Annotated in this window: 18 protein-coding genes and 1 pseudogene; 8 read left to right on the top strand and 11 right to left on the bottom strand. The window is 72.2% G+C overall.

Features of this window, described 5'->3' with window-relative positions; translation table 11 throughout:
• Positions 1-41: 41 nt before the first annotated feature.
• From OHS70_RS33220 to OHS70_RS33195, 6 genes are all read right to left on the bottom strand, one after another.
• Positions 42-1,163, bottom strand: coding sequence for a hypothetical protein (locus OHS70_RS33220; RefSeq protein WP_328403648.1), 1,122 nt, complete (start codon positions 1,161-1,163; stop codon positions 42-44).
• Positions 1,164-1,261: 98 nt separating this feature from the next.
• Positions 1,262-2,446, bottom strand: a complete 1,185-nt coding sequence (locus OHS70_RS33215) for a vWA domain-containing protein (RefSeq protein ID WP_328403646.1) — start codon at positions 2,444-2,446, stop codon at positions 1,262-1,264.
• Positions 2,447-2,454: 8 nt separating this feature from the next.
• On the bottom strand, positions 2,455-3,651 hold the full coding sequence (locus OHS70_RS33210) for an AAA family ATPase (RefSeq protein WP_328403644.1): 1,197 nt from the start codon (positions 3,649-3,651) through the stop codon (positions 2,455-2,457).
• Entirely contained in the window at positions 3,648-5,405 is a 1,758-nt protein-coding gene (locus OHS70_RS33205) for an ankyrin repeat domain-containing protein (RefSeq protein ID WP_328403642.1), read from the bottom strand. Before OHS70_RS33205 ends, OHS70_RS33210 begins: the two co-directional genes overlap by 4 nt.
• A complete protein-coding gene (locus OHS70_RS33200; RefSeq protein WP_328403640.1) occupies positions 5,402-6,535 on the bottom strand; it encodes a gala protein in 1,134 nt (377 codons plus the stop codon). The genes OHS70_RS33205 and OHS70_RS33200 overlap by 4 nt, the downstream gene beginning before the upstream one ends.
• A 221-nt stretch (positions 6,536-6,756) precedes the next feature.
• Positions 6,757-7,008, bottom strand: coding sequence for a hypothetical protein (locus tag OHS70_RS33195; protein ID WP_328403638.1), 252 nt, complete (start codon positions 7,006-7,008; stop codon positions 6,757-6,759).
• 311 nt (positions 7,009-7,319) lie between these two features.
• On the opposite strand from OHS70_RS33195, the gene OHS70_RS33190 reads away from it, so the two are divergent.
• Together OHS70_RS33190 and OHS70_RS33185 are read left to right on the top strand one after the other, a co-directional pair.
• Positions 7,320-7,718 (top strand): J-domain-containing protein, encoded by a 399-nt coding sequence (locus OHS70_RS33190; RefSeq protein ID WP_328403636.1) that lies wholly within the window; start codon positions 7,320-7,322, stop codon positions 7,716-7,718.
• Between the two features lie 253 nt (positions 7,719-7,971).
• Positions 7,972-8,892 (top strand): glutamate ABC transporter substrate-binding protein, encoded by a 921-nt coding sequence (locus tag OHS70_RS33185; protein WP_328403634.1) that lies wholly within the window; start codon positions 7,972-7,974, stop codon positions 8,890-8,892.
• Between the two features lie 229 nt (positions 8,893-9,121).
• Here OHS70_RS33185 and OHS70_RS33180 read toward each other — a convergent pair whose 3' ends face one another.
• On the bottom strand, positions 9,122-11,341 hold the full coding sequence (locus OHS70_RS33180; RefSeq protein ID WP_328403632.1) for an NADP-dependent isocitrate dehydrogenase: 2,220 nt from the start codon (positions 11,339-11,341) through the stop codon (positions 9,122-9,124).
• Between the two features lie 236 nt (positions 11,342-11,577).
• Between OHS70_RS33180 and OHS70_RS33175 the strand changes: the two genes are divergently transcribed.
• A complete protein-coding gene (locus OHS70_RS33175) occupies positions 11,578-12,090 on the top strand; it encodes a hypothetical protein (RefSeq protein WP_328403630.1) in 513 nt (170 codons plus the stop codon).
• Between the two features lie 230 nt (positions 12,091-12,320).
• Positions 12,321-12,896 (top strand): AMIN-like domain-containing (lipo)protein, encoded by a 576-nt coding sequence (locus OHS70_RS33170; RefSeq protein ID WP_328403628.1) that lies wholly within the window; start codon positions 12,321-12,323, stop codon positions 12,894-12,896.
• A gap of 315 nt (positions 12,897-13,211) precedes the next feature.
• Here OHS70_RS33170 and rox read toward each other — a convergent pair whose 3' ends face one another.
• Entirely contained in the window at positions 13,212-14,639 is a 1,428-nt protein-coding gene (gene rox / locus OHS70_RS33165) for a rifampin monooxygenase (RefSeq protein WP_328403626.1), read from the bottom strand.
• Between the two features lie 543 nt (positions 14,640-15,182).
• Entirely contained in the window at positions 15,183-16,070 is an 888-nt protein-coding gene (locus tag OHS70_RS33160) for an alpha/beta fold hydrolase (RefSeq protein ID WP_328403624.1), read from the bottom strand.
• Positions 16,071-16,203: 133 nt separating this feature from the next.
• Between OHS70_RS33160 and OHS70_RS33155 the strand changes: the two genes are divergently transcribed.
• From OHS70_RS33155 to OHS70_RS33140, 4 genes are all read left to right on the top strand, one after another.
• A complete protein-coding gene (locus OHS70_RS33155; protein ID WP_328403622.1) occupies positions 16,204-16,500 on the top strand; it encodes a hypothetical protein in 297 nt (98 codons plus the stop codon).
• Between the two features lie 235 nt (positions 16,501-16,735).
• Positions 16,736-17,407: a hypothetical protein gene (locus OHS70_RS33150; RefSeq protein WP_328403620.1), complete on the top strand. Its 672-nt coding sequence runs from the start codon at positions 16,736-16,738 to the stop codon at positions 17,405-17,407.
• 18 nt (positions 17,408-17,425) lie between these two features.
• Positions 17,426-18,049 carry a DUF6529 family protein gene (locus OHS70_RS33145; RefSeq protein ID WP_328403618.1) on the top strand — a complete coding sequence of 208 codons (624 nt, stop codon included), beginning with the start codon at positions 17,426-17,428 and terminating at the stop codon, positions 18,047-18,049.
• Positions 18,046-18,510, top strand: a complete 465-nt coding sequence (locus OHS70_RS33140) for a Rieske (2Fe-2S) protein (protein ID WP_328403616.1) — start codon at positions 18,046-18,048, stop codon at positions 18,508-18,510. The genes OHS70_RS33145 and OHS70_RS33140 overlap by 4 nt, the downstream gene beginning before the upstream one ends.
• Before the next feature lie 22 nt (positions 18,511-18,532).
• Here the strand turns inward: OHS70_RS33140 and OHS70_RS33135 are convergent.
• A pseudogene (locus OHS70_RS33135) lies at positions 18,533-18,661 on the bottom strand (IS5/IS1182 family transposase); the annotation flags it as partial.
• Positions 18,651-23,225 carry a HEAT repeat domain-containing protein gene (locus OHS70_RS33130; protein WP_328403614.1) on the bottom strand — a complete coding sequence of 1,525 codons (4,575 nt, stop codon included), beginning with the start codon at positions 23,223-23,225 and terminating at the stop codon, positions 18,651-18,653. The gene OHS70_RS33130 and the pseudogene OHS70_RS33135, both read right to left, overlap by 11 nt.
• Positions 23,226-23,254: the final 29 nt, after the last annotated feature.

The following is a 23,254-nucleotide window of genomic DNA, read 5'->3' as shown; positions in this document are numbered from 1 at the left end:
ACCATCGCCCGGCGCCGCACGGCGCCGGGCGATGGTCCCTGTCACCAGTCCCCGTCCGCCACCGGCTTTCCGGGCGCCGGCGCGTCACCGAGCGGATGGATCTGGTGAGTTCCCGGCGCCTGCCACGGCATGTCGTCGTCGCCGAGCCAGTCGCCCACGGGCTTGACCCCGCCCAGGGCGCCGGCCGGCGCGAGATCGGTGCCGTCCTCGTCGTAGTAGTCGAACCACGGCAGTCCGGCCTGTGTGTAGGCGGCACGGTCGACCGGTGACGGCGGTGCCGCCTCACCCGTGATACGGCGCCATTCCGGCGGGGTCACCAGGTGCACGAACACCCGGCCGGAGGGCGCCTCGGCCCAGTCGGACAGGCGCCGGTCGTCCTGGTAGACCTCCTGGCGCATCGTGCCGCCCGCTCCGAGCCCCATCGCGGCGGCCTGCCGGGGCGGCCCCGCCGCCGCAGCGGGCGCGGCGGGCATGACGCCCGGCGCAGGCGGGGCCATGGCGGGCGGAGCCGCGGCCATGCCGGCTGCGAAGGCTCCTCCGTAGCCGCCGGGCGCGGTGACGGACGGGTTCTGCGGAGCTGCCCCGGGCCACGGGGGCGGGACCGCGGCGCGTGCCCGGGCCTCCTGCTCCTCGCGCCAGGCTGTCAGTGCCTGCCCGGCCAGCGAGAACGCCTGCAACTGGACGCCGCCCGTGGTCTCCTCGCCGGTGATCTGTCCCTCCACCGTGGCCCCGAGGCCCAGGGGCACCGCGACAAACTGACGTACCGTGCCCTTGCCCGAGTTGATGCCGTCCAGCCACGGCTGCCGGGGCAGCACCGCATAGTTCTGCGGCGTGCGCCCCAGCCGGCCGCTCCACCGCTCACCGGAGACGGCGCACACCTTGCCGACGCCGACCTGGAGCGCGGCGGGCTCATGGGTGCCCGCGAAGCTCAGCCACATCGCCTCCCGCAGATACACGGGCAGCATCACTCCGCCTCGCGCCAGCCACTCGGGCGGGACGGTGCCGGGGTGGTCCTCGACGCGCCGCACGGGGAACTCGCCCAGTCCCGGCGGCAGCGGATGCGTCCCGGATTCCGGCAGGCGCAGCGTCCGGATGAACCGGATCCGTACGCTGCCCCCCAGCAGCAGGCTGTTCCCGTCGATCCGTACGGCGCCGGCGGCCATGGCGGTCTCCCCTCTCCTCGCCTTTGCTCACGGAGCTACCACGATGTGGGCGCCCGGGACGGTTCCGTTCCGGGTAGCCCACAGCGGGGCGCAGCCCGTCACACGGTGACGCGTACCGTCTCCACCCAGGCAGGAGGAGTGGGTGCCGCGTCACCGACGAGGGCGGCGATGAGCCGGCAGGACGGCACTTCGTCCGGCCAGGGCGTGAAGCCGTCGGTGAGGACGATGACGATGTTCGGCCGGTCGGCCGTCGCCAGCGCGGCGCCGATACCGACGCGCATGTCGGTACCACCGCCACCGGCCAGCGTGATCTGCTCGGCTGCGGTGACCCGGGACACGGCGTGCACATCGGCGTCGCAGGCCAGCACGGTGACACGGTTGCCCCGTACGCCCACCTCACGCAGGACCCCCGTCACCTCCGCCAGAGCCGCTGCGATTTCGGCATCGCCCATGGAACCCGAGGTGTCGATGACAACGGCCACACGGGGCAGCGGGCGGCGCAGACTCGGCAACACGACTCCGCGCAGCGCGGGTGTCCGGCGCGAGGAGCGGCTGTAGGTGTAGTCGACGGCTCCCCCGGCCCACGCTGCCGCTTCCCGGACTGCTCCGGACAGGGCCCGGCGCCAGTCCACCGTGGGCTCGAGGAGCTCGTCGGCCCAGCGCTGCCAGCCCGCGGGGAGGGTGCCGCGGCTGCGGCGATGGGCGCGCATCGCCTCGGCGGTGTGGCGCCGCAGTGCCTCGGCCTCGACCGGTCCGAGGCATGCGGGACCGGCGGACTCGTCGAGTTCCCAGGGTGACGGGCGGCCGTGGGCGCCCGAGCCGCAGTCGTGCGATCGCGGGAGCGGCGGCAGGCCGGCCAGGTACGTCTCGAACAACTGGCCCTCGGGCAGGCCGAATCGGGCCGGTTCCACCCGGTCGGCGGGCAGTCGCAGTCCGTCGGCGAGGAGATCGTCGTTGATCTCGCAGTCCTGGGCGACGTTGACCCGGTGCCGGTCGCGCTGGTCGGCGGCGGGCAGCCGGTCGGCGCGACCGTGGTGGTCGCGCAGCAGATGCGCGACCTCGTGCACCCAGACGCCGGCGAGTTCCGCGACGGGCGTGGCATCGACGAACGCGGGAGACACATAACAGCGCCAGCGCCGGTCCACCCCCATCGTCGGTACCTCGGCAGACGCCACAACGGTCAGGGCGTAGAGCGCGGAGGCGAGATAGGGCCGGTCGCCGGCCGCCCGGAAGCGGGCGGCCAGCAGCTTGGTCATGTCCAGTGCGGCACCGCTGCGCGCCATGCCCGCCCTCAGCCGCTGCCGGGCAGGGCGCCCGACAGCTGGAGCAGCTCCAGGAACCCGTCGATGCCCTGGGGCACGGGCCAGTCGGTGTCGCGCATCGCGGCGAGGTCGACGGCGGCCCGGGCCGCGACGTCGGGCACGCCCGCATCGACAGCCTTCGCCAGCACGGCCCAACCCGCCTCCCAGCGCTTGCGGGTGAGGTCGCCCTGGATCGCGGCGACCACCGCGATGAGAAACGCCAGCTGCCGGTCGCCGCGGTCGGGCAGGGCAAAGGAGTCCGGATCGGCGAGTACCCGGTCGGGGTCCGGGAGGTCGAGATGCTCCAGATAGGACAGCAGCTCGATACCCGCCCCGTCGCCGACGGCGCCGGTGAGCGCCGCTGCCACCGCCTCGCGGCCGGCACCGGTCGCGTGTCCGGCCGCGAGCAGCCGCAGCGCCATCTCCCAGGTACGCGGTGAGGGCCACGCCCGGCCCCGGCTCTGGGCATCGGCGGGTATGTGGTGCACCAGCCCGGGTCTCGCGGTGAGGAACCCGGAGATCGCGCCACGGCTCCGGGCGACGGCGCCCGGCACTCTGGCCGGATCGACGACCGGGACGGCCGTCTTCGGCCATGTACCGGCCATGCCGCGTGCGACCGTCCGGGGATCGTGGGTCCAGTCGAGGTGGACGAAGCGATTGGCCAGCGGCGGCGTGAGGTGCCAGCCGTCGGCGGCGCTGGAGGGCGGGTTGGCGGCGGCGACGATCCGCACCGGCTCCGGCAGGACCAGGCTGCCCACCCGGCGTTCGAGCACCACGCGCAGCAGGGCCGCCTGGACGGCCGGTGGCGCGGAGGACAGCTCGTCGAAGAAGAGCAGGCCGCCTCCGGCCCGGGCGAGCCGCACCGCCCAGTCGGGCGGTGCCATCGGGACGCCGGTGGTCGCCGGGTCGTCGCCGACGATCGGCAGGCCGGCGAAGTCGGAGGGCTCGTGCACGCTGGCGATGACCGTCTCCAGCGGCAGACCCAGCCCGGCGGCGAGCTGCTCCATGCCGGCCGACTTGCCGATGCCGGGCTCGCCCCACAGCAGGACGGGCTGGTTGGCAGTCACGGCCAGTGCCAGCGCCTCCAGTTGGGCATGGCCGGAGGGCTCCGTGCGGACTGCGCTCAGCCGGCGGTTGAGGTCGTCCGCGGCAGCCAGGGGGCTTCGCAGACCACGGTCCGCGCTCACCGGTCCTCCTCCTCGTCCTCATGCCATTCGTTCCACCAGTCGGCGCCGATGCCCGGGTGCTCCGCCCGCACCCGGTCATGGAGGAACCTCAGGTCGGCCCGGCGGTACTTGCGGACCACCTGGGCCAGTGACAGCTCCGTCTGGTCGACCGCGTCGATCCTGGCCCCGGCCTCGATCAGCGCCTCCACGAGAGCCTTCGAGCCGGCGTCGTTGACCGCCACGAACAGCGGGGTGCGATCACGGTGGTCCGTGGCCTCGAGATCGAGTCCCGCCGACAGCAGCCGGGACAGGAGCGGCTCGTGGTCGAGCAGGTGCAGCACATGGAGCAGGGTGCGTCCGCCACCGTCCCGCACCCGGGGGTCGACACCCGCGTCCAGGAGCTCCAGAACTCCCGGGGTGTCGCCGTGCTGGGCCCGCAGGAACAGCTCACGCCGCTGCGCCCGCAGCGCTTTCGGCAGCCGGCCGGTTCCCGAGGTTGCGGCGTGCTGCACGGCGAAGCATCCGGCGACGGCCCCTCCGAAGGCGTGCAGCGCGCGTTCACGCTGCTGCTCCTCCTCGCTGTGCGGCATGTCGAGACGACCGCCGCGGAAGGCCACCTCGTGCCACTCGCCACGGCACCTGACGGGGACCGGTGCCGGGCTCCCGGGCCCGGGCGGGCCGGCAGGACCGGCGGGGACGAGGTCGGGGAACAGCGCCGCAGCGACCAGCGGGTGCAGGCCCTGCGGTGCGATCGCGCCGGTCCGCAGCAGGTCGAGGTCGGGCAGCCGACGCCACAGGGCCTCGGGCAGTACAGCGACGTCCTGGGCGTCGTTGCGCTCGACGACCCTCACCTTCAGCCTGCCGAGCGGGCCACGATCCGTCAGCTCGAACAGGGCGGAGCTTCGCCAGCCGTCGGTGATCTGGAAGCGGTCACCGACGCCCGCGTCCGCGAGACGGCGGACCGCGGGCTCCAGGCGGGTGAGATCGAGCGCGAGGTTCCGCAGAACGGCCTCCGGGTCGACCCGGTACCAGCGCGACGCGGCCGGCGCCGTCAGGTCGAGCTCGATGCCCGCGGCGGCGAACGCCTCGGCGAGCGTGCCGTTCTGCTGAATCAGTGCGACCCACTCGGCGCGTGCGGCCGGGTCGCCGGCGCCGGGTTCGGCGGTGGGCAGTTCGTGCGTCTCGAGCAGACCGCCGTCGGTGCGGAAGAACGGTGCTCTGTCTCCTCCGCCGTACCTTTGGCGCAGCTCGGCGGTGCGACGTGTGTCCCACAGATGCCGCGCCGTCGTCCAGTCGTCGGTGCGGCGGCCGAAGACACCGGGTGCTTGGGCGCTCACGACCGCCTGGAACCTCAGGCTGATCCGTTGCGGTCCGTCGATCATGGCGGGCGTGGTGACGTGGAGGTACGGCGCGCCCGGGCTGCCGCCGTCCCGGGCCGGCGGTCCGTAGCCGGCGAGGACGACGGTGCGATCCGTGGCGAGTGTCGTCCGTCCGCCCAGCCACCGGGGCAGGTGCCAGCGCAGCAGGTCCGGAGCGAGGTGGCGCAGATCGTCCTCGAGAGCCGCGGCGACCGGCTCGCCGTACTCGCGGGCGACTTCGGAGGGATCGAACGCGATGTCGACGCCGGCTGCCGCGCACGCGCCCGGCCAGTCGCCGGCGAGGCGGCGCTCGGTGGCGCGCTCGATCATCCACCGGGGCACCGCGTAACGGCGGATCCGCTCCCAGCTCGACGCCTCGTCCCGAGGGAAGCAGTACGGCTCGGCTCGGTGGCTCACCGGTAGACACTTCCTATCGCGCGCAGATCGGGGTGCGTCCGGCCGGCCGGACGCAGCCGAAGTGTCATGGACCGCTTCACCCGGCGGGGCAGTCCGGGCCCCAGACCCACGTACTCCAGACGCGAATTGTCGGTGACGGCCGCCAGCAGGGTCTTCGCTCCTCGCCCGGTCAGACCGGTGTGGCACAGCTCCAGCCGGCGCAGCGGGCTGCCCGGCAACGCGGCGGCCAGTGCGGTGGCTCCGGCGTCGCCGGTGAGGTTGGCGCTGGCTCCGAGGCTCCGCTCCGACGGCGGCCGGCCCAGATCGAGCGCCTCGATCCCGCCGAGCGCGTCGGCCAGCGCCTGGGCACCGGCGGGGCCGATGCCGTTGCCGCCCAGTCCGAGGCGGACCGGGTGGGCCGGGTCGGCGGCGGCAGCGAGTGCCGCAGCGCCCTCGTCGCCCAGATGGTTGGCCGGCAGGTACAGCTCGCGGACGCCCGCCTCGCGGATCAGGGCGGCCAGCAGCGGCGCGGCGTCGGCGGCCAGGCCGTTGCCGCCGAGGAAGAGGCGTTCCACCGGCTGGGGGCGTGCGCTGAGAGCGGCGAGCAGCGCGCCGAGGCCGTCGGGGGTGATCCCGCTGTTGACCAGGTCGAGTGTCCGCAGGGCGGTGTTGGAGCGGAACATGCGCGCGAGGGCACGGACACCGTCGTCGCCGACCGGATTGCGCTTGAGCCACAGGGCGCGGACGGTGTCGTCCGACGACAGTGCGCCGGCGAGGGCGGCGGCGCCGTCGGGGCCGATGCGATTGCATCCGAGATACAGGGTCCGCAGACCGTGCCCCGCCCCGAGCTCGCCGGCGACGGTCCGGGCACCTTCGTCACCGATGGCGTTGGTGCCGAGCAGCACATGCACGGCGTGCGGCGAGGCGGCGGCTGCCGGCATGAGCCGCGCCGCGCCGCGGGATCCGAGCCCCTGCTTGCACAGGTCGACGCGCCCGTCCGCGCGCAGCGTGCCGAGCTCGAACGCCTCGTCGGCCTCGACGGGACGCGTGGACACCAGCCGGCCGAGCAGCGGGCCGAGGCCCGCCGGGTCGGCGAGCGCAATGTCCGGGTGCTCGATCGCGGGGCAGCGTACGGGTGTCGGCTGCGTCATCACCACTCCACCGGTCCATCGCCGGTGCCCGGTTCGACGAGGACGGCAGTGCCCTCAGTCCGCCCGGGACGAACCGACGCCATCGACTCTCCATCCACGACAAGAAGTGGCAAGGCCGGTCGGATTCGAACCGACGTCCTCCAGCTTGAAGCTAGGGCGCGACGACCTCTGCGCTACAGCCTTGCCACGCGTGATCATAGCGAGCGCCCGGGAGCGCTCGATCACCGGTGGCCCCTCACGGGAGGCGGCAGCTGCGGGACACGGCCATCGCGCTCCAACGCCTGGGCACCGGGCTCGAGTTCGGTGCGGGCTCCGGCGCCGGCCGGGAGGCGCACGGACAGCGGTCCGCAACTGCCGCCCGGGGCCGCGCCGATGTCGAGCCCGTCCTCGACGGGGAGTTGCGCCTGTTCGGGACCGGCTCGGCGGTCCCGGCCGGCCGGTGAGGCCTTCCACTGCGGCTCGTTGCTGAACACGAACCGGTTCCCTGGAGTCGCTCTGTCCGCTCGTTCGCCCCTCACATGACCCGCCTGACGGGAGAAGAGCCTGGATGCGCGCCTGCCGCACCCGTCGAGCGGCGGGCCGTGGACCCTCGATGCACCGGTACCTGCCGGAACCCGCCGACGTGATCGGACGCCGTGCGGGGCGCCTCCGGTCCGGTCGGCGGCCCGTCGCAGGCCCGGTTGCGCAGGTGACGCTCACGGCACCGCGTGGCACGGCACCGTCAGCGGGTTCAGAAGGGCCGTCCCGGCCCATCCCCGGTGACCGGACACCTAGGCTGGAACGTATGACCGAGCGCAAGCCGAAAGGCGTCAGTTTCGAGTCCTGGGTCGATCACCAGATCCGCACGGCCACGGAGCGTGGCGCGTTCAGGGATCTGCCGGGGATGGGCAAGCCTCTGCCGGACAGCGGGGAGCCGTACGACGAGCTGTGGTGGGTCAAGAGCAAGTTGCACCGCGAGGGCTTCGCGGCGCTGCCACCCGCTCTCGCTCTGCGCAAGGAGGCGGAGGACGCGTTGGAGAAGGCGGCCGCCGCACCCTCGGAGCAGGCCGTGCGGCGCATCGTCGCGGAGATCAACAAGAAGATCTCGGCGATGATGCTGCGCCCGCCTCCGGGCCCTGCGCCGGGGCTCAAGCCGTACGACGTCGAGGCGGTCGTCGAACAGTGGCGCCGCGGACGCGCCTGACGGCATCGGCCCAGGTGATCACCGTGTGGGCCGAGTGATCACCGTATCCGGAATGTGATGCTCAATTTCACCTCAGATCTGGTGACGGTGAGGGGGCTTCGTCCGTAGTGTCCTTCCATTCGAGGGGGCGGAGCCCGGAGCCGATGACGGGCATGTCGGCGGCCGCCCGAGCGCCGTCCCTGCTGCGGGCGACCCGGCTCGACGGTGCCTCCCGTACCGCCGGGTGATCACTTGAGATGAAGGATGCTCCACCATGAAGCCGCGTAAGTCTGCCGCGTCCGCGGCGATCGCCCTTGTGGTCGCCCTCACCGCAACCGCCTGTGGCGGCAGCTCCGACGGGGCCACGGACGAGCAGAGCAGCAGCCCGAGCAGCCTGGACCGGCCCGAGCTGCCCACGTACGTGGTCGCCAAGAACGTCACGTTGGACTCGCCGACCCTGGAGCGTGCCCAGCGCAAGGGCAAGCTCGTCATCGGTGTCAAGAACGATCAGCCGTACCTCGGCTTCGAGGAGAAGGACGGTACGCGGTCCGGCTTCGACATCGAGATCGCCAAGATGGTCGCCGCGGATCTCGGCTTCTCACCCGAGAAGATCGAGTTCCGGACCCTCGTCACCAGCGAGCGCGAGGCCGCCATATCGGGTGGTGCCATCGACCTGTACGTCGGCACCTACACGATGAACGAGGAGCGCAAGAAGGTCGTCGGATTCGCCGGCCCCTACTTCATGGCGGGCGCCGACCTGCTCGTCCGCAAGGACGACCGGACCATCAGCGGGCCCTTCTCGCTCCAGGGCAAGACGGTCTGCTCCGTCAAGGGCGCGACCGCGCTCCGGGAGATCCAGAAGCCCGACTACAACACCACGACCGTCGCGACGCTCAAGTACTCCGAGTGCGTCCAGCAGCTGCTCGAGCGCAAGGTCGACGCGGTCACGACGGACGACGCCATCCTCATGGGCTACGCCGCCCAGCGTCCGGACGACCTGAGGGTCGTCGGCAACCGGTTCACCGAGGAGCCCTACGGCATCGGCATGGCCAAGGACGACAAGGCGCTGCGTGAAGCGGTCGCGGACGCCATCGAGGCGCACGACCAGAGCGGCGACCACGAGAAGGCGTACGAGGCGACGCTGGGTCTTTCGGGCTCCAGGTTCGCCGGCACACCGCTGGTGCAGCGCTACTGACATCCACGGCAGGCGGCACGACGGCTCTGGAGCGACAGGGGCCGTCGTGCCGCCTGTCGTCATTCGGTCATGCTGTTGTGTGCTCACGCCGTCACTGACGCGGCGGGCAGCGAGGGCTGCCGGGCCTGTGTCCGGAGAACCGAAGGCCTGACGAAGACACGTCCGCCCCGGCCTGCGAATGCGGGCCGGGGCGGAACAGGTGCCGCCGGGGAGCGCCCCCGGATGCGGGTCAGGCGAGGGTCGCGAGCGCCTGGTTGAGGGTCGCCGACGGACGCATGACGGCGGAGGCGTTGGCGACGTCGGGCCGGTAGTAGCCGCCGATCTCGGCCGGCGAGCCCTGTACCGCGATCAGCTCGTCGACGATGGTCCGCTCCTGCGCGGCGAGCGTCTCCGCCAGCGCGGCGAACGCCTTGGCGAGCTCGGCGTCGTCGGTCTGCTTCGCCAGCTCCTGTGCCCAGTACAGGGCCAGGTAGAAGTGGCTGCCGCGGTTGTCGATGCCGCCCAGCTTGCGGCTCGGCGACTTGTCCTCGTTGAGGAAGGTGCCGGTCGCGCGGTCGAGCGTGTCGGCCAGGACCTGGGCACGTGCGTTGCCCGTGGTCTGCGCGAGGTGCTCGAAGCTGACCGCGAGCGCGAGGAACTCACCGAGGCTGTCCCAGCGGAGGTAGTTCTCCTTGACGAGCTGCTGGACGTGCTTGGGCGCGGAACCGCCGGCGCCGGTCTCGAACAGGCCGCCACCGTTCATCAGCGGGACGACGGAGAGCATCTTCGCGCTGGTGCCGAGCTCGAGGATGGGGAAGAGGTCGGTCAGGTAGTCACGCAGCACGTTGCCGGTGACCGAGATCGTGTCCTCGCCGCGGCGGATCCGCTCCAGGGAGAACGTGATCGCGTCGACCGGCGACATGATCTCGATCTGCAGACCGTCGGTGTCGTGCTCGGTCAGGTACGCCTTGACCTTCTCGATCAGCTGCGCGTCGTGCGCACGACCCTCGTCGAGCCAGAAGACGGCCGGGTCGCCGGTCGCGCGGGCGCGGGTGACGGCGAGCTTGACCCAGTCCTTGATCGGCAGGTCCTTGGTCTGGCACATGCGGAAGATGTCGCCGGCGCTGACGGTCTGCTCGATCACGGCGTTGCCGTCGGCGTCGAGGACCCGCACGGTGCCGGTGGTGGCGATCTCGAAGGTCTTGTCGTGGCTGCCGTACTCCTCGGCCTTCTGTGCCATCAGACCGACGTTCGGCACCGAGCCCATCGTCGACGGGTCGTACGCGCCGTTCGCGCGGCAGTCCTCGATGACCGCCTGGTAGATACCGGCGTAGCTGCTGTCAGGGATGACGGCGAGCGTGTCGGCCTCCTGCCCGTCCGGGCCCCACATGTGGCCGGACGTGCGGATCATGGCGGGCATCGAGGCGTCGACGATGACGTCGCTCGGCACGTGCAGGTTGGTGATGCCGCGGTCGGAGTCGACCATCGCGAGGGCGGGGCCCTCGGCGAGCTCGGCCTCGAAGGACGCCTTGATGGCCGCGCCCTCGGGCAGGGACTCCACGCCCTTGAGGATGCCGCCGAGGCCGTCGTTCGGGGTCAGACCGGCCGCGGCGAGCGTCTCGCCGTGCTCGGCGAACGTCTTCGGGAAGAAGGCGCGCACCACGTGACCGAAGATGATCGGGTCGGAGACCTTCATCATCGTGGCCTTGAGGTGCACGGAGAACAGCACGCCCTCCGCCTTGGCGCGGGCCACCTGCGCGGCGAGGAACTCACGGAGCACCGCGACCCGCATGACGGAGGCATCGACGACCTCGCCCGCGAGTACCGGTACCGACTCACGCAGGACGGTGGTGGTGCCGTCGTCGCCCGCCAGCTCGATGCGCAGCGAGCCGGCCGCGGGGACGACCACGGACTTCTCGGTGGAGCGGAAGTCGTCGGCCGTCATGTGGGCGACGTTCGTCTTCGACTCGGGCGTCCAGGCGCCCATCCGGTGCGGGTGCGCCTTGGCGTAGTTCTTGACCGAGGCGGGGGCGCGGCGGTCGGAGTTGCCCTCGCGCAGGACCGGGTTGACGGCGCTGCCCTTGACCTTGTCGTAGCGGGCGCGGATGTCGCGCTCCTCGTCGGTCTTCGGGTCGTCCGGGTAGTCGGGCAGCGCGTAGCCCTGCTGCTGCAGCTCGGCGACGGCGGCCTTCAGCTGCGGGATCGAGGCCGAGATGTTCGGCAGCTTGATGATGTTCGCCCCGGGAGTCTTGGCCAGCTCACCGAGCTCGGCGAGTGCGTCATCGATGCGCTGCCCGTCCTCGAGACGCTCGGGGAAGCTGGCGATGATCCGCCCCGCCAGGGAGATGTCACGGGTCTCCACACTGACGCCGGCCGTCGAGGCGTACGCCTGGACGACGGGCAAGAACGAATACGTCGCCAGGGCCGGGGCCTCGTCAGTGTGCGTATAGATGATGGTCGAGTCAGTCACCGGTGCTCCGCTCCACGTCTGCAACATTGCTCGACATCAAGATATCTCGTGATCGACCCCCTCTCGACAGGGCCCTGCCCCGCCGGCGGCCGGATGCGCCCGGGTCTCACTTCCGGCCCCACGTCGGACGGACGCGTTCCCGCGTCGCCGCAGGCTGTGCGCGCCTCGCATACCACCGAAGAGGGAACACCTCATGGATTCCGTGACTCAGCTCCCATTCGAGGAATGATGCATCAATGCATCACAAATCCTTGCAGATCTATCTGAACGATCACTTGGCAGGCGCCACCGCCGGAGTCGAGCTGTCCCGGCGCATTGCCCGGGCCCACCAGTCGTCGGCGCGTGCCGGGGAGCTGCAGCGCCTCGCCGACGACATCGCCGAGGACCGGGAGAGTCTTCTCGACCTGATGGAACTCCTCGATGTCCGCCCTCACCGCTACAAGGTCTACGGGGGCTGGGCCGGCGAGAAGGTGGCCCGGCTCAAGCCGAACGGCCGGCTCTACCACCGCTCGGGCCTGAGCACGCTGATCGAGCTGGAGACCCTTCGGCTGGGCATCCAGGGGAAGCAGCAGCTGTGGCAGGCGCTGACTGGACCGGCCTCCGCGTCCGGCCGCTTCGAGGCATCACGGCTCGACACGCTCAAGGACCGGGCGAAGGACCAGATGACCACGGTGGACGCACTGCACCGGACTGCTGCATCCAGAGTTCTTGTCCTTCACGACGACCGGGGCCCGGAAGGCGGGGCGTAGCGGCACCGGTCCGTCCCGGCAGCGGAACAGGAAGGCGGGCGTCCTTCAGATCCGCGCGGGGCGCCGGGGTGCCGGCGAGCTGATTGCCGCCAGACCAACTTGCTAGTACTCATACTCGATTTGAGTACTAACGCGGATGGGGGCCGGCCCGGGCTGACGAAAGAGTGAAGATCACGTACGGGGCAATCCCGCCCCGTACGGATCTTCATTCGACTTCTCCGAGGTATGTCATGCGTAAGTTAGGAACCACGGCCGCAGCGCTCTTGCTGGCGGGTGCCGGGCTGGTCGGCACGGCCGGGACGGCCGGCGCCACGACCGGTCACACGAACAAGGGCGCCTCGGCCGAGGCCTGTTCGACCGCCTGGGGCAGCGGTGTCAAGTCGGCCACGGACACGGACTCCAAGCCGCTGAGGAACATCACGACCAGCTCAAACACCTGCTACGACCGCATGGTCTTCGACGTGAAAGGCGTGAGCGGCAAGATCGGCTACCACGTCGGTTACGTGCCCGCCTTCCACCAGGACGGTTCCGGAGAGCAGATCCCGGTCAAGGGCGGTGCGATTCTGGAGATCTTCGTGTCGGCGCCGAGTTACGACCCGGCGACGAGCAAGCCGACGTACTCCGGGAAGGCTGCGCAGCCGCTGCCGGGCGTGAAGATCACCGGCTACAAGACGTTCAAGGACACCAAGTTCGGGGCGAGCTTCGAAGGGCAGACCCAGGTCGGCCTGGGCGTACGGGCCAAGCTTCCGTTCCGCGTGCTGCAGTCCGGCGACAAGCTCATGGTGGACGTCGCGCACACCTGGTGACCCAGACTAGTCACTGAGGGCCGCCCCGGCCGCGCAGGTGCGATCGGGCGGCCCTCTCCACGCTCAACACGTCTTGCCTTGTTACGAGTTCTGAGCCGGGAGGTTCAAAGCCGGTCACGTCGCCCCTGGCGACGAAGACCTCGTATCCCGGTCGAGCCGTCCGTTGCGGTTGGTCATGATGTCCGCCGCCGGAGGAGCCGACCGCGACGCCGAACCACCACCACCGCCGGTGGCCCCGGTCCCGGCGGGATACGGCGCCGGACCGCGCCGAACCCGGCGGAGACAGGTCCGCCCCGTCGGGGCACAGCTGCGCGCTCAGCTGACGGCGGCGCCGAACCACTTGGGCAGCCGGCTGACCAGATCCTGCTGATCCTCACCGGCCCACGCCACGTGGCCGTCCGGCCTCAGCAGCACTGCGGGCACGGCCAGTTCCTCGCTGACGTCGACCACGTGGTCGACCCGGTCCGCCCAGCCCGCCACCGAGAGCCGGCCGGTCTGGTCGAGCAGCAGTCCGCGCCCGCCGCGCATCAGTTCGTAGAGACGCCCCTTCTTCAGCCCCACGTCCCGCAGCCGCCTGCCGAGCAGTTCATCCCCCTCGCCGAAGTCGTAGCGGACCCCGATCGCGGTGATCTTCTCGATCAGGTACCGGTTCACCTCCTCGAAGTCCACCAGTTCCGACATCAGCCGGCGCACTGCCCGGGGACCGGGCTCGACGGACATCAGCTGCATCTGTGCGCGGGTGTTGTCCAGCACGTCGGCGGCCACCGGGTGCCGTTCGGCGTGGTAGCTGTCCAGCAGGCCCTCCGGCGCCCAGCCGTTGACCTCGGCGGCCAGTTTCCAGCCGAGGTTGAACGCGTCCTGGATGCCGAGGTTGAGCCCCTGCCCGCCGGTCGGCGGGTGGATGTGCGCCGCGTCGCCGGCCAGCAGCACCCGGCCGGTCCGGTAGCGCTCGGCCAGCCGGGTGGCGTCGCCGAAGCGGGAGAGCCAGCGTGCTGAGTGCACGCCGAAGTCGGTGCCGGAGAACACCCGCAGCTGCTGCTTGAACTCCTCGAGGGTCGGTGGGACCGAGCGGTCCTCGGCCACCCCTTCGGCGGGCACGACAACGCGGTACACCCCGCCCCCGAAGGGTCCGACGCCGAACCGAAGCTGGGTCTTGCGGACTTCGGCCACCACGGCGGCCACCGTCTCCGGCGGCACGGCCACCTCCATCTCGCCCAGCAGCGTCTCGACCCTGCTGGGCTCGCCGGGGAAGCCGACGCCGAGCAGCTTGCGCACCGTGCTGCGGCCGCCGTCACACCCGACGAGATAGCGCGAGCGCAGCTGAGTGCCGTCGGCCAGCTCGGCGGTCACCCCGTGTTCGTCCTGGCTCAGCCCGACCAGTTCGCAGCCGCGCCGGATCTCGGCGCCGAGCTCGGTGGCGTGCTCGGCCAGCAGACGATCAGTGACGGTCTGCGGGATGCCGAGGACGTACGAATGTGCGCTGTCCAGCCGGTCAGGCCACGACTTGCCGAGGCCGGCGAAGAAGCCGCCGACCGTGAACTGCTTGCCGTGCTCGAGGAACCGCTCCAGCAGGCCGCGCTGGTCCATCACTTCGATGCTGCGTACGTGCAGGCCGAGCGCGCGGACGTACGCGGTCGGCTCCGCCTCCTTCTCCAGCACGAGCGCGTGCACGCCGTGCAGCCGCAGCTCGGCGGCCAGCATCAGGCCGCTCGGTCCGCCGCCGACCACGATCACGTCAATCATGAAAACCCCCATTTGACGATGTTGAATTTCGGCCGCCCGCTCCGCGCAGTCCGGCGGCGCGCACACCCGCACCTCCGAGCCGAGTGCCCGCGACGCACCGCAAGTCCCGCCGGCGGTTCGACGTCCCCACGTGCCCCATACACAGACAACAGAACACGTACTTCGCGAATCTCTGATTTGCGCAGGTCCTGGCCTCGGCCGACGATTCTGCGGCACGACCCCGGTCTTGCCGCAAGCCCTCCGGTGCGCTATACGTTGAGAGTGGCAAGGAGTGGGTGACCTCCTTGCCTTTGCCATGTGCCCTCCGCTGTGGACGGCACAAGCTCCTCCCGAAGCGGTGACGCGCCGCGTACGGCCATGCCGGCGGTGAGTGCGAGCAGGTGAGTGTTCTTCAGGCGGGCCTGGCGGGCATGGGCCAGGGCCGTGGCCGGGAAGAGTTCCAGTCGTCCGGTGCGCTGCGAGATCTGCGGCGAGGGACCGGGGCGGGGCGGCGCCGTGGAGGCGTGCCTCCGGAGACGTGCCTCGCGCGCGGTCGGACGACGGTCACGTCCACTGGTCAGACGCACAGGCGAGGCGGTCCGCGACGGTCTTCGCCGTTGTTCCCATGAGGATCGTGTAGTGGTTGCAGTCCGGGATCGGCTCGGCGGTCAGCAGTGGCACCTGTGCCGTCCAGTGTGCGACCAGCGCGGCCGGGAGCATGCCCGGTTCCGTGCCCATCAGGCCACGCGGCGCGTACAGCAACCGCACGGGCACGGTCAGGCCCGTCAGGTCCTCCGCGAACGACGCCGCCGAGGTGAGGAGCTCGCGGCCGTCGTGGCGGACGGGGCCCTCCTGGGCGCGGGAGTGGCGGGCGCCCGCGGGGCCCGTGAGGTCGTAGCGGACGTAGGCCTCGATGTCCTCGTTCCACTCCGGGCCGAGGGCGGGATGGGCGCGGAAGAGGTCGAGGTACGCCTCGTCGCTCTCGTATGTGCGGGACAGCCGGGCGATGACGGGGCCCAGGGTCGCGTCGAGGACCGCGTCGGGGTCGGTGTCCGGCAGTACCGGGAGCGGCAGACCGCCGTCGACGAGCAGCAGGCGGTCGAAGAGCTCCGGGCGCCGGGCGGCTGCGCGCAGGGCGACGCAGGCGCCCATGGACTGGCCGGTGATGGCGACGGGCGCGCCGCCGCCCCACCGCTCCGCGACCGCACACAGATCGGCGGCATGGGTGTCGAGGCCGTACGGGCCCGGGGCCGACGCGCTGTGGCCCCGGCCCCGCAGGTCGAGGGCGAACAGGGACCAGTCCGGCGGCAGATGGCGGGCGACGGCCCGGAAGGACATCCCGGACGCGGTGATTCCGTGCGCCGCGACGGCGGTGCGAGGTCCCTCGCCGAAGCGCAGGACGCGCAGCGTCCCGCCGCCCACCTGGAGATCGAGTGCGGCCGGAGTGGTCATCTGACGTTCCTTCACATGAGGTGTGCAGGGCGACGACCAGTTTGCATGCGGCGCCCTGCGCGCAGGCCCTCGGGGTGCGGCAACCTGATCATCCCGTCGGTCAAGGCGCCGTCTTGCCGGAACAGCAAGCAACGTGGAGTCCGACGCGAACGGGTTCACGGGTGTTGTGGGGGTGTGGGTGGCGGGCAATGTCAGCGACCTCATGGCCGGCGTCGCGGTGGCCGCGGCTTCCGGGGTGCAGGCAGCCACGGCGGTCAACGCCGACCTCGTGGCCGCCGATACCGCGGCGGCGCTGGCCCGCCGCAGAGCGCCGCGCCCGCAGGAAGCGTTCAGCCCGGCCGCGGAGGCCGCCGCCTGCGAGCGGGTCCTCGGCGAACGCCGGCACGGCATCGAGACCGTACTGAGCCCCGGGCGCCGCTCCGGCGGCTGACGCGGGGAGCCGCCGCCTGGCCGGTCAGGCGGCGGCGGAGCCCCGGGCGCCGCTCGGGCGGCTGACACGGGGAGCCGCCCGGCGGTCAGACGAGCGGACGACGTGCCGAAAAGAGTGCCGCCCACCCCCGGCTGTGCCGCCACCCGGACCACTACGGATTGTCGACCGGTGGACACATGGCGTCACGTCCGTTTGCATGGAGTTCTCACTGCCCGCATCCCTGCGGAAGGCGCCGATGAAGCACCCAGGACCACTGCTCACGCTGTTCGCCGGACTGGTGCTCGGCCTGTTCATACTGTCGCTCAATGCCACGACCGGTGAGCCTGCGCCCTCGTCGCGCAAGCGCCCGCCCACAAGCGCGACGCCGAGCCCAAGGCCGAGCACGCCCTCACCCCCGTCCCCGGCGCGGACCTCGCCCCCGGCCACTACGGCGAGTGCGGGGCCGCAGACCGAGTACGCGGGCCGTACGACCGACGGCACCGCCTCCGTCGCCATCTCGCTCCGCGGCAACAAGGCCATCGCGTACGTCTGTGACGGCCGCACCCGGGAGGCCTGGATGCGCGGCCCCGTTGAGGAGGACGGCGACATGCACCTGACCAGCGCCGAAACCAACGCGAAGCTGGACGGCATCCTGAGCGGGGGCAAGGTCACCGGAACGGCCGACATCGGCGACCGCAACTGGGCCTTCACCGCCGACAAGGCGGTCAAGCCGTCCGGGCTCTACCGCGCCGCCGCCCAGGTGCGCGGAGCCCAGCTCAAGGGCGGCTGGATCGTCCTGCAGGACGGCAGCCAGGTCGGCATCGTCAGCCGCGACGGCAAGCCGGCCGCCGCTCCCCCGATCGACCCGGCCACCGGTGCCGTCACCGTCGACGGCACTCGGCTGACCGCCCGCCCCGTCGTCCCCTGAGCGTTCCCGAGGTGCGTCATGAACGTGGACCCGAACACGCGGAGCGGCGACTCCCCTCCGCCCCCACCCCCGCCCCCGCCCCCGTCCACGCCCCCGCAGGAGGTTGCCGGCTCCGGGGCGGCGCGCTTCCTCGTCCCGGCCCTGGTCGGCGTGGCCGTCGCGGTCGGCCTCGGGGTGTACGGGAAGCTCCACAGTCCGTCCGCCACCGCCTTCAATCTGGCCGGCTTCAGCAGCCCGAGTGCGGTAAAGGCCTGGCTGGCCACCGCTGCGCTCGTCCTTGCACTCGTGCAGCTCGTCTCCGCGCTGACGATGTACGGGCAGATGCCGGGAGTGCGGGCCGCGTCCTGGACTCCCGCACTTCATCGCTGGTCGGGCCGGGTGGCATTCCTGCTGACCGTGCCCGTGGCCGTGCACTGCCTGTACGCGCTCGGCTATCAGACCTCCACCCCGCGGGCGCTGTGGCACTCGTTCTTCGCCTGCTTCTTTTTCGGGGCATTCAGCGCAAAGATGTTGCTGTTGCGCATGGAGCGGCTGCCGGGGTGGCTGCTGCCGATCGTCGGCGGGCTGGTTTTCGCCACGCTCACGATGGCGTGGCTGACCTCCGCGCTCTGGTTCTTCCGCACGTTCGGAGTGACGACATGAGTGACCGCGTAAGCAGAGAAGGCACCACCCGCCGCACGCTTCTGGTGACCGGCGCCGCCGTTGTGGCGGCAGCGGGCTGCACCAGATACGGGGAGGAGAGTGACGGCGGTGAGTCGTTCGTCCCCGCACCCACCTCGCCGGCCGAGAAGAGTGGCAGCGCCCAGCCGCCCGCGGGCGAACCGCTGGGCACCACCTCCGAGATCCCGGAGGGCGGCGGAAAGGTGTTCGAGGCCAAGAAGGTCGTGGTGACCCAGCCGGCCCGGGGTGACTTCAAGGCCTTTTCGGCGATCTGCACCCACCAGGGCTGCACGGTCGACAAGGTCGCGGACGGCACCATCGACTGCCCGTGCCACGGGAGCAAGTTCCGTATCGAGGACGGTTCGGTGGCGAAGGGCCCCGCACAGCGGCCGCTGGAAGCGAAGCAGATCAGCGTCTCCGGGAATCAGATCCGTCTCACATAGCCACCAGGTCCTGTCCGGCACGTCATGAGAGGCGCCACAGACGTACGGCAGCAACGGTCACGGTGCCGTGGAGGACATGCGCTCGCTTGTCGAAGCGGGTGGCCAGGGCCCGGAAGCCCCTGAGGGCATCGACCGTTCGCTCAACCGAGTTCGATCCGGTCGAGGACGTCCGTGTACAGCCGCCGTCTGTCGGGGCGTGCGCGGGCGGCCGCGCGGGTGAGCGTGGGGACGGCGGCCTCCCCGAGAGACACGAGTCCCTCGGCCGCCGCCCTGCGGACCACGGGATGCGCGTGGTCGAGCAGCGCGGTCACCGCGGGCACCGCGGGAGCCCACCTGGCGCGGCACAGGACACGGATCGCCATGCGCTTCACGTCCGCCTGCGGGTCGTCCAGCAGCAGCGACGTGTGGTGCAGATGGGTCTCCCGGTCCAACAAGGTCCGCGAGATCCGGTGCGCGTGCAGCCGGACCCGACGCTCGCGGTGGCCCAGCAACTGCCTGATGACATCCGTCAGTTCCTGACCACCCTCACCGGTCGTGGCGTCGTCGGCCTCCGCCAGCCGCGTCAGCGCACGGCGTATCTGCTCCGGGGTGCCGTTGCGGGCGAGGTCGAACAGTTCCCGCCGCGACGCGTCCCGGCGGGCGACCCGCACCGGAGCCCGTTCCCGCAGCGCCGAAAGCGCCGCCGCGTCCTCTCGTGCAGCGTCCGGGCCACGCAACGGGCCGTCGACCAGGAGCAGTCCGTCCGCCGCCTCGTCATGTCCCTCGGCGCGCAGCCGCGCGATCACCCGCGTCAGTGCGGGGGTGCGCAGCAGCGGAGCCGGCAGCAGGTCCAGTACGCCCCAGGCGCCCGCGCCCAGACGCTCACCCAGCGCGTCGGCCAGCACGTCGGCGGGCACCCTGCGCAGAGCGAGCGCGGCGTCCCGCCGTACGGCGGACGGACCCTGCTCCCACCACTCCAGCAACACCGGGATCAGCGGTACGAGTTCCCAGGCGCCGAGCTCCCGGGCGATGAGCAGGACCCTGTCCGGCAGGATGTCCCTGCTCCGCAGCTCCGGTCCGGCCGGCAGGCCCAGGTCGCGCAGACCCAGGACGGGAACGGTGACACGGCCGCGGAGAAAGGCCCGCAGCACCGGCATCCGCGCATGGGGATCCGGCCATGCGAGCAGCCGCCGGGCCGCCTCGTCACGGCGGTCCGGATCGCTGCCGGAGAGCATGGCCGTCAGCCGCCCGAACAGCGCGGACGACCGGGGCTGGTCGAGGTCGTCGGCGCGTACGGACCGTGCGGGCGGCGGTGCCGCGGCAGCCGTCTCGGTCAGGGTCCACTCGGGTGCGTCCAGGGGCTGAAGCCGCGTCATCCGGTGGAGGAGAGCGTCCCGGACGCCGGGCGCGGCCGTCGGCCAGGCGTCGATCAGTGCGCTCAGCACCTCTCGCGACCCGGGGGCATCCGCGCGCTCGCCCCAGAAGGTCTCCAGTGCGTCCGGTGTGCGCAGTGCGGCTCCCAGGGCCGCATGCCACGCACCGGCGGGGGCTGTCCCGGAAGGCAGTTCCACGGCGAACGCCTCCCGCAGGACGGCCACCGCGGCGCGGTCAGGATCGGCCGCGACACCGGCCGCGGCGAGGTCGCGGTCGACGTCGGCCCGGCCCACCACCGCCCCGGAGGCGCGCAGCAGAGGCAGTGTGCACCTGGCCCCGGGCAGCTCCCCGGCCGGCATCCGCACCGCGGCGGCGGCGAACTGCCGCCGGGCCGGGGGCAGATCGGGGACGACGGTCTCGAGGATCGCCACGAGAGCGTCGCGTTCCTCGCCCGACGAGCCTGGCAGCGCATCGATGAAGACACCCGCGTGACGGACGAGAACCGCCCGCTCGTCGTCCGGCCACGGCGCCGGGCACAGCCGCAGAACGAGCCCCAGCAGCTGTCTGCGCGTCGCCGGCACGGTCTCGGCGAGATGGAGCCAGTCCGCGAGCAGCGGGCGCAACTCCCGCAGTCGTGCCGGCCCCGGCCGCTCGGCCCGTCCGGCGAGGCGCAGCGCGACCGCGGTGTTCCACCCGTCCGACACGAGCAGCACGGCGTCCGCGTCCGCCGCGTCGTGCACACCGGACCCGAGGGAGGCCGGCCCGTCGACGCCGTGCGCGGCGAAAAGAGCGGCCAGGTCGGCGGGTGTTCCCGAGGACAGCGCGACACGGCCGGAAGCCACCAGCGCCAGCAGAGCGGGCACGATCACGGACCCCTGACGGCCGAGCGCGACGAGTGACCGGGCGGAGAGCAGGCCGTCGAGAGCCGACAGCAACAGCGTCCGGGCGGAGGTGTCCTCCGTGCCCTCCGCGGCTGCGAGCAGTGTCGCCGCGTACGCGTCGCCCAGGACGGCGCGCAGCGCTTCGACGAGCGTGTCCCGCAGTCCCGGATTGTCCGAACGCCCCAGCCGGTGCAGCAGGGCGGGCACCGCCTCCGGTGCACCCGCCCGGACGAGTGCCGCGGCGGCGGTCTTCCTGATGTTCATGGCCGGATGGCCGAGGCACGCGGCAATCGCACCGCAGGCCCAGCGGGCGCGGGCCTGGCCCAGAGCCGTCAGCGCCTGCCGTACGGTCTGCACGTCGGGTGCGGCAGTGAGCGAGATCAGCGACGCCGACAGCGCCAGGGCGCCGTCACCCGCCGCGTCCTGCGTGAGCAGGGCGACCACATGCTTGCGCACATGCCGGTCACGGTGGCGCAGCAGGCGGTGCACACGCGGGCGGGTGCCCCTGTACGGGCAGCGCCTCAACAGCTCCAGAAGCACGGCCTGTTCGCCGTCGGACAGGCCGGGCCGGTCCAGCAGGTCCAGCACCGTGCCGGCCACGAACGCGTGCCCCGCCTCCTCGGCGCCGTGCGCGTCCAGCAGACAAGCCGGCCGGATCTTCGCCCGCCCGTACAGCCTGCGGCCCGTCGCACGCAGTGCGTCGGCCACCACCTCGGGCACGAAAGGCTCGGCGGCATGCTCCTCGGAACCTCCCGGCTCGTGGGCGGCGGCCAGTTCACCCACGACGCGCAGCAGCAGGTCCGCGAGGGCGGGAACCGTGGCCGCGCCGCCGTGGGCGGCCAGCCGGCACAGCGCGGCGACGGGGTCGGACGGATCCACGTGCGCGCGCAGAACGGCGAGTTCGTCCGCGTCGGGCGCGCCGAGATCGGCCGCGACACGAGCCGGAAGATCCGCCGGATCGAGTCGGCGGAGCAGGCTGCGGCGCCGTCGCGGGTCCCGGTTCAGGTGCCACAGGAGCTCCAGCGCCCGATGGCGTACCGCACGAAGATGCGGCGCGACCACGTGCACGGAAGGGTCGTCCGGATCCGCGGGCAGCCCGAGCCCCTCGGCCAGTACCTGGACCGTGCGTTCCCCTCCGATGGCCTCCAGAGTTTCCAGCGCCATCGCGGGGGCGTCCCTCAGTACGGCGATCACCGTCTCCTCGGCGTCCGTGTAGCGCAGCGCGCGGATCGCCTCCAGGAACGGCGCCGGTCGGTGCGTCACCGAGAGCATCGCGGTGGCCACCTCGCCGATCGGCCGCGCGTCGACCCCCTGGCGGGCCAGCGCGGTGAGCAACTCCAGCCGCCGTGGCCAGGACGGGTCGTCCATGGGAGCGTCCGCCAGGAGTCGCACCGTTTCGGTCCGGCACGTGTACAGCACGGTGGCGACGTCGTCCGCCGGGACGGAGACGTCGGCCAGCGCGAGGCCGACGACCGGCGGCACGTCCGCGCCGGCGGGGAAGTGGCCGCGACGGTGGAGCGCGCGCAGGCATGCCGTCGCCGCGTTGCCGAACAGCAGCGGATCCCGCAGGGCGACGGCCGTCAGCTCGCCTATGTCACCGCGCTCGGCTCGTTCACCGAGCAGCTCCATCGCGCGCTGCCGCAGCCGCGGTGCCCGGTCCGGGTCGGTGACGACCGCCCGGAGCAGTTCGTCGTGCCCGTGGTGTGCCGCGGCGGCGAGCGCCGCCCCGGCCGCACGGTGCGCCGCACCGTCCTGCCCGGCGGCGAGGAACGAGGCGAACGTCCGTGCGGGCAGCGGATCCAGTGCGGCCCACGGCTCGGTGAGTTCGCGCAGGATGTCGCCGGCGGTGCTGCCGGTTCCCTCGGCCTCCAGCAGTACGGCCAGCTGCTCACGCGCCTCGGACGGTGCCAGCACGCCCGCATGCAGCCCTTGCCGCACCAGGCGCAGCGTCTCGGCACGCAGCACCGGATCGGCGCGGCGCGCCAGCTCCCGCACGAGCTCCTCGGGCCGGTGGGCGTCGCGGGCGTCGGTCGAGTGCACCGCCTGGTGGAGCAGTTCGCCGGGCGCCTCACGCCCGGCGAGGGCAGGCTCGTTCAGCAACTCGGCGCGCAGCCAGGCGACACGCACCCCTTCCGGGAGGCCCGCGTCGCGCCACGCCGGCCAGGGGCGCCCACCGAGGTACGGTCCCAGCCGTTCGTACAGCCTCGCGGCGGCGAGCGCGCTCTCCGGGTGCCCAGGATGCGGACCGGGCACCAGGTCCAGGAGATCCGCTTGCTCCGCCGCTTCACCGCTGCTGTCGGCGCAGGCGCGCTCGGCCAGCAGGGTCAGCCCCAGGTCCCGCAGAGCCTCGCTCTCGTGGGCGAGCAGACACCGCAGCTGCTCCAACGGGCAGGTTGCCGCATCGACATGGCGGGACAGCCACCCCGCGTCGGCACGCGCGACGGCACGCTGGAAGGGCTGATCCGGTGTCCTGGTGTTCACCGTCGGATCCTAGGCAGCGAGGGCACCCG

The organism is Streptomyces sp. NBC_00390 (genome assembly GCF_036057275.1).
In the GTDB taxonomy this organism is placed as follows: Bacteria; Actinomycetota; Actinomycetes; order Streptomycetales; family Streptomycetaceae; genus Streptomyces.
This window is presented reverse-complemented; position numbering and strand designations above follow the sequence as displayed.

Excerpts from the sequence above, each read along its gene's own strand:
- OHS70_RS33220 (WP_328403648.1), bottom strand. The coding sequence starts at position 1,163 with ATGGCCGCCGGCGCCGTACGGATCGACGGGAACAGCCTGCTGCTGGGG.
- OHS70_RS33215 (WP_328403646.1), bottom strand. The coding sequence starts at position 2,446 with ATGGCGCGCAGCGGTGCCGCACTGGACATGACCAAGCTGCTGGCCGCC.
- OHS70_RS33200 (WP_328403640.1), bottom strand. The coding sequence starts at position 6,535 with ATGACGCAGCCGACACCCGTACGCTGCCCCGCGATCGAGCACCCGGAC.
- OHS70_RS33190 (WP_328403636.1), top strand. The coding sequence starts at position 7,320 with ATGACCGAGCGCAAGCCGAAAGGCGTCAGTTTCGAGTCCTGGGTCGAT.
- OHS70_RS33185 (WP_328403634.1), top strand. The coding sequence starts at position 7,972 with ATGAAGCCGCGTAAGTCTGCCGCGTCCGCGGCGATCGCCCTTGTGGTC.
- OHS70_RS33175 (WP_328403630.1), top strand. The coding sequence starts at position 11,578 with ATGCATCACAAATCCTTGCAGATCTATCTGAACGATCACTTGGCAGGC.
- OHS70_RS33170 (WP_328403628.1), top strand. The coding sequence starts at position 12,321 with ATGCGTAAGTTAGGAACCACGGCCGCAGCGCTCTTGCTGGCGGGTGCC.
- rox (WP_328403626.1), bottom strand. The coding sequence starts at position 14,639 with ATGATTGACGTGATCGTGGTCGGCGGCGGACCGAGCGGCCTGATGCTG.
- OHS70_RS33160 (WP_328403624.1), bottom strand. The coding sequence starts at position 16,070 with ATGACCACTCCGGCCGCACTCGATCTCCAGGTGGGCGGCGGGACGCTG.
- OHS70_RS33150 (WP_328403620.1), top strand. The coding sequence starts at position 16,736 with ATGAAGCACCCAGGACCACTGCTCACGCTGTTCGCCGGACTGGTGCTC.
- OHS70_RS33145 (WP_328403618.1), top strand. The coding sequence starts at position 17,426 with ATGAACGTGGACCCGAACACGCGGAGCGGCGACTCCCCTCCGCCCCCA.
- OHS70_RS33140 (WP_328403616.1), top strand. The coding sequence starts at position 18,046 with ATGAGTGACCGCGTAAGCAGAGAAGGCACCACCCGCCGCACGCTTCTG.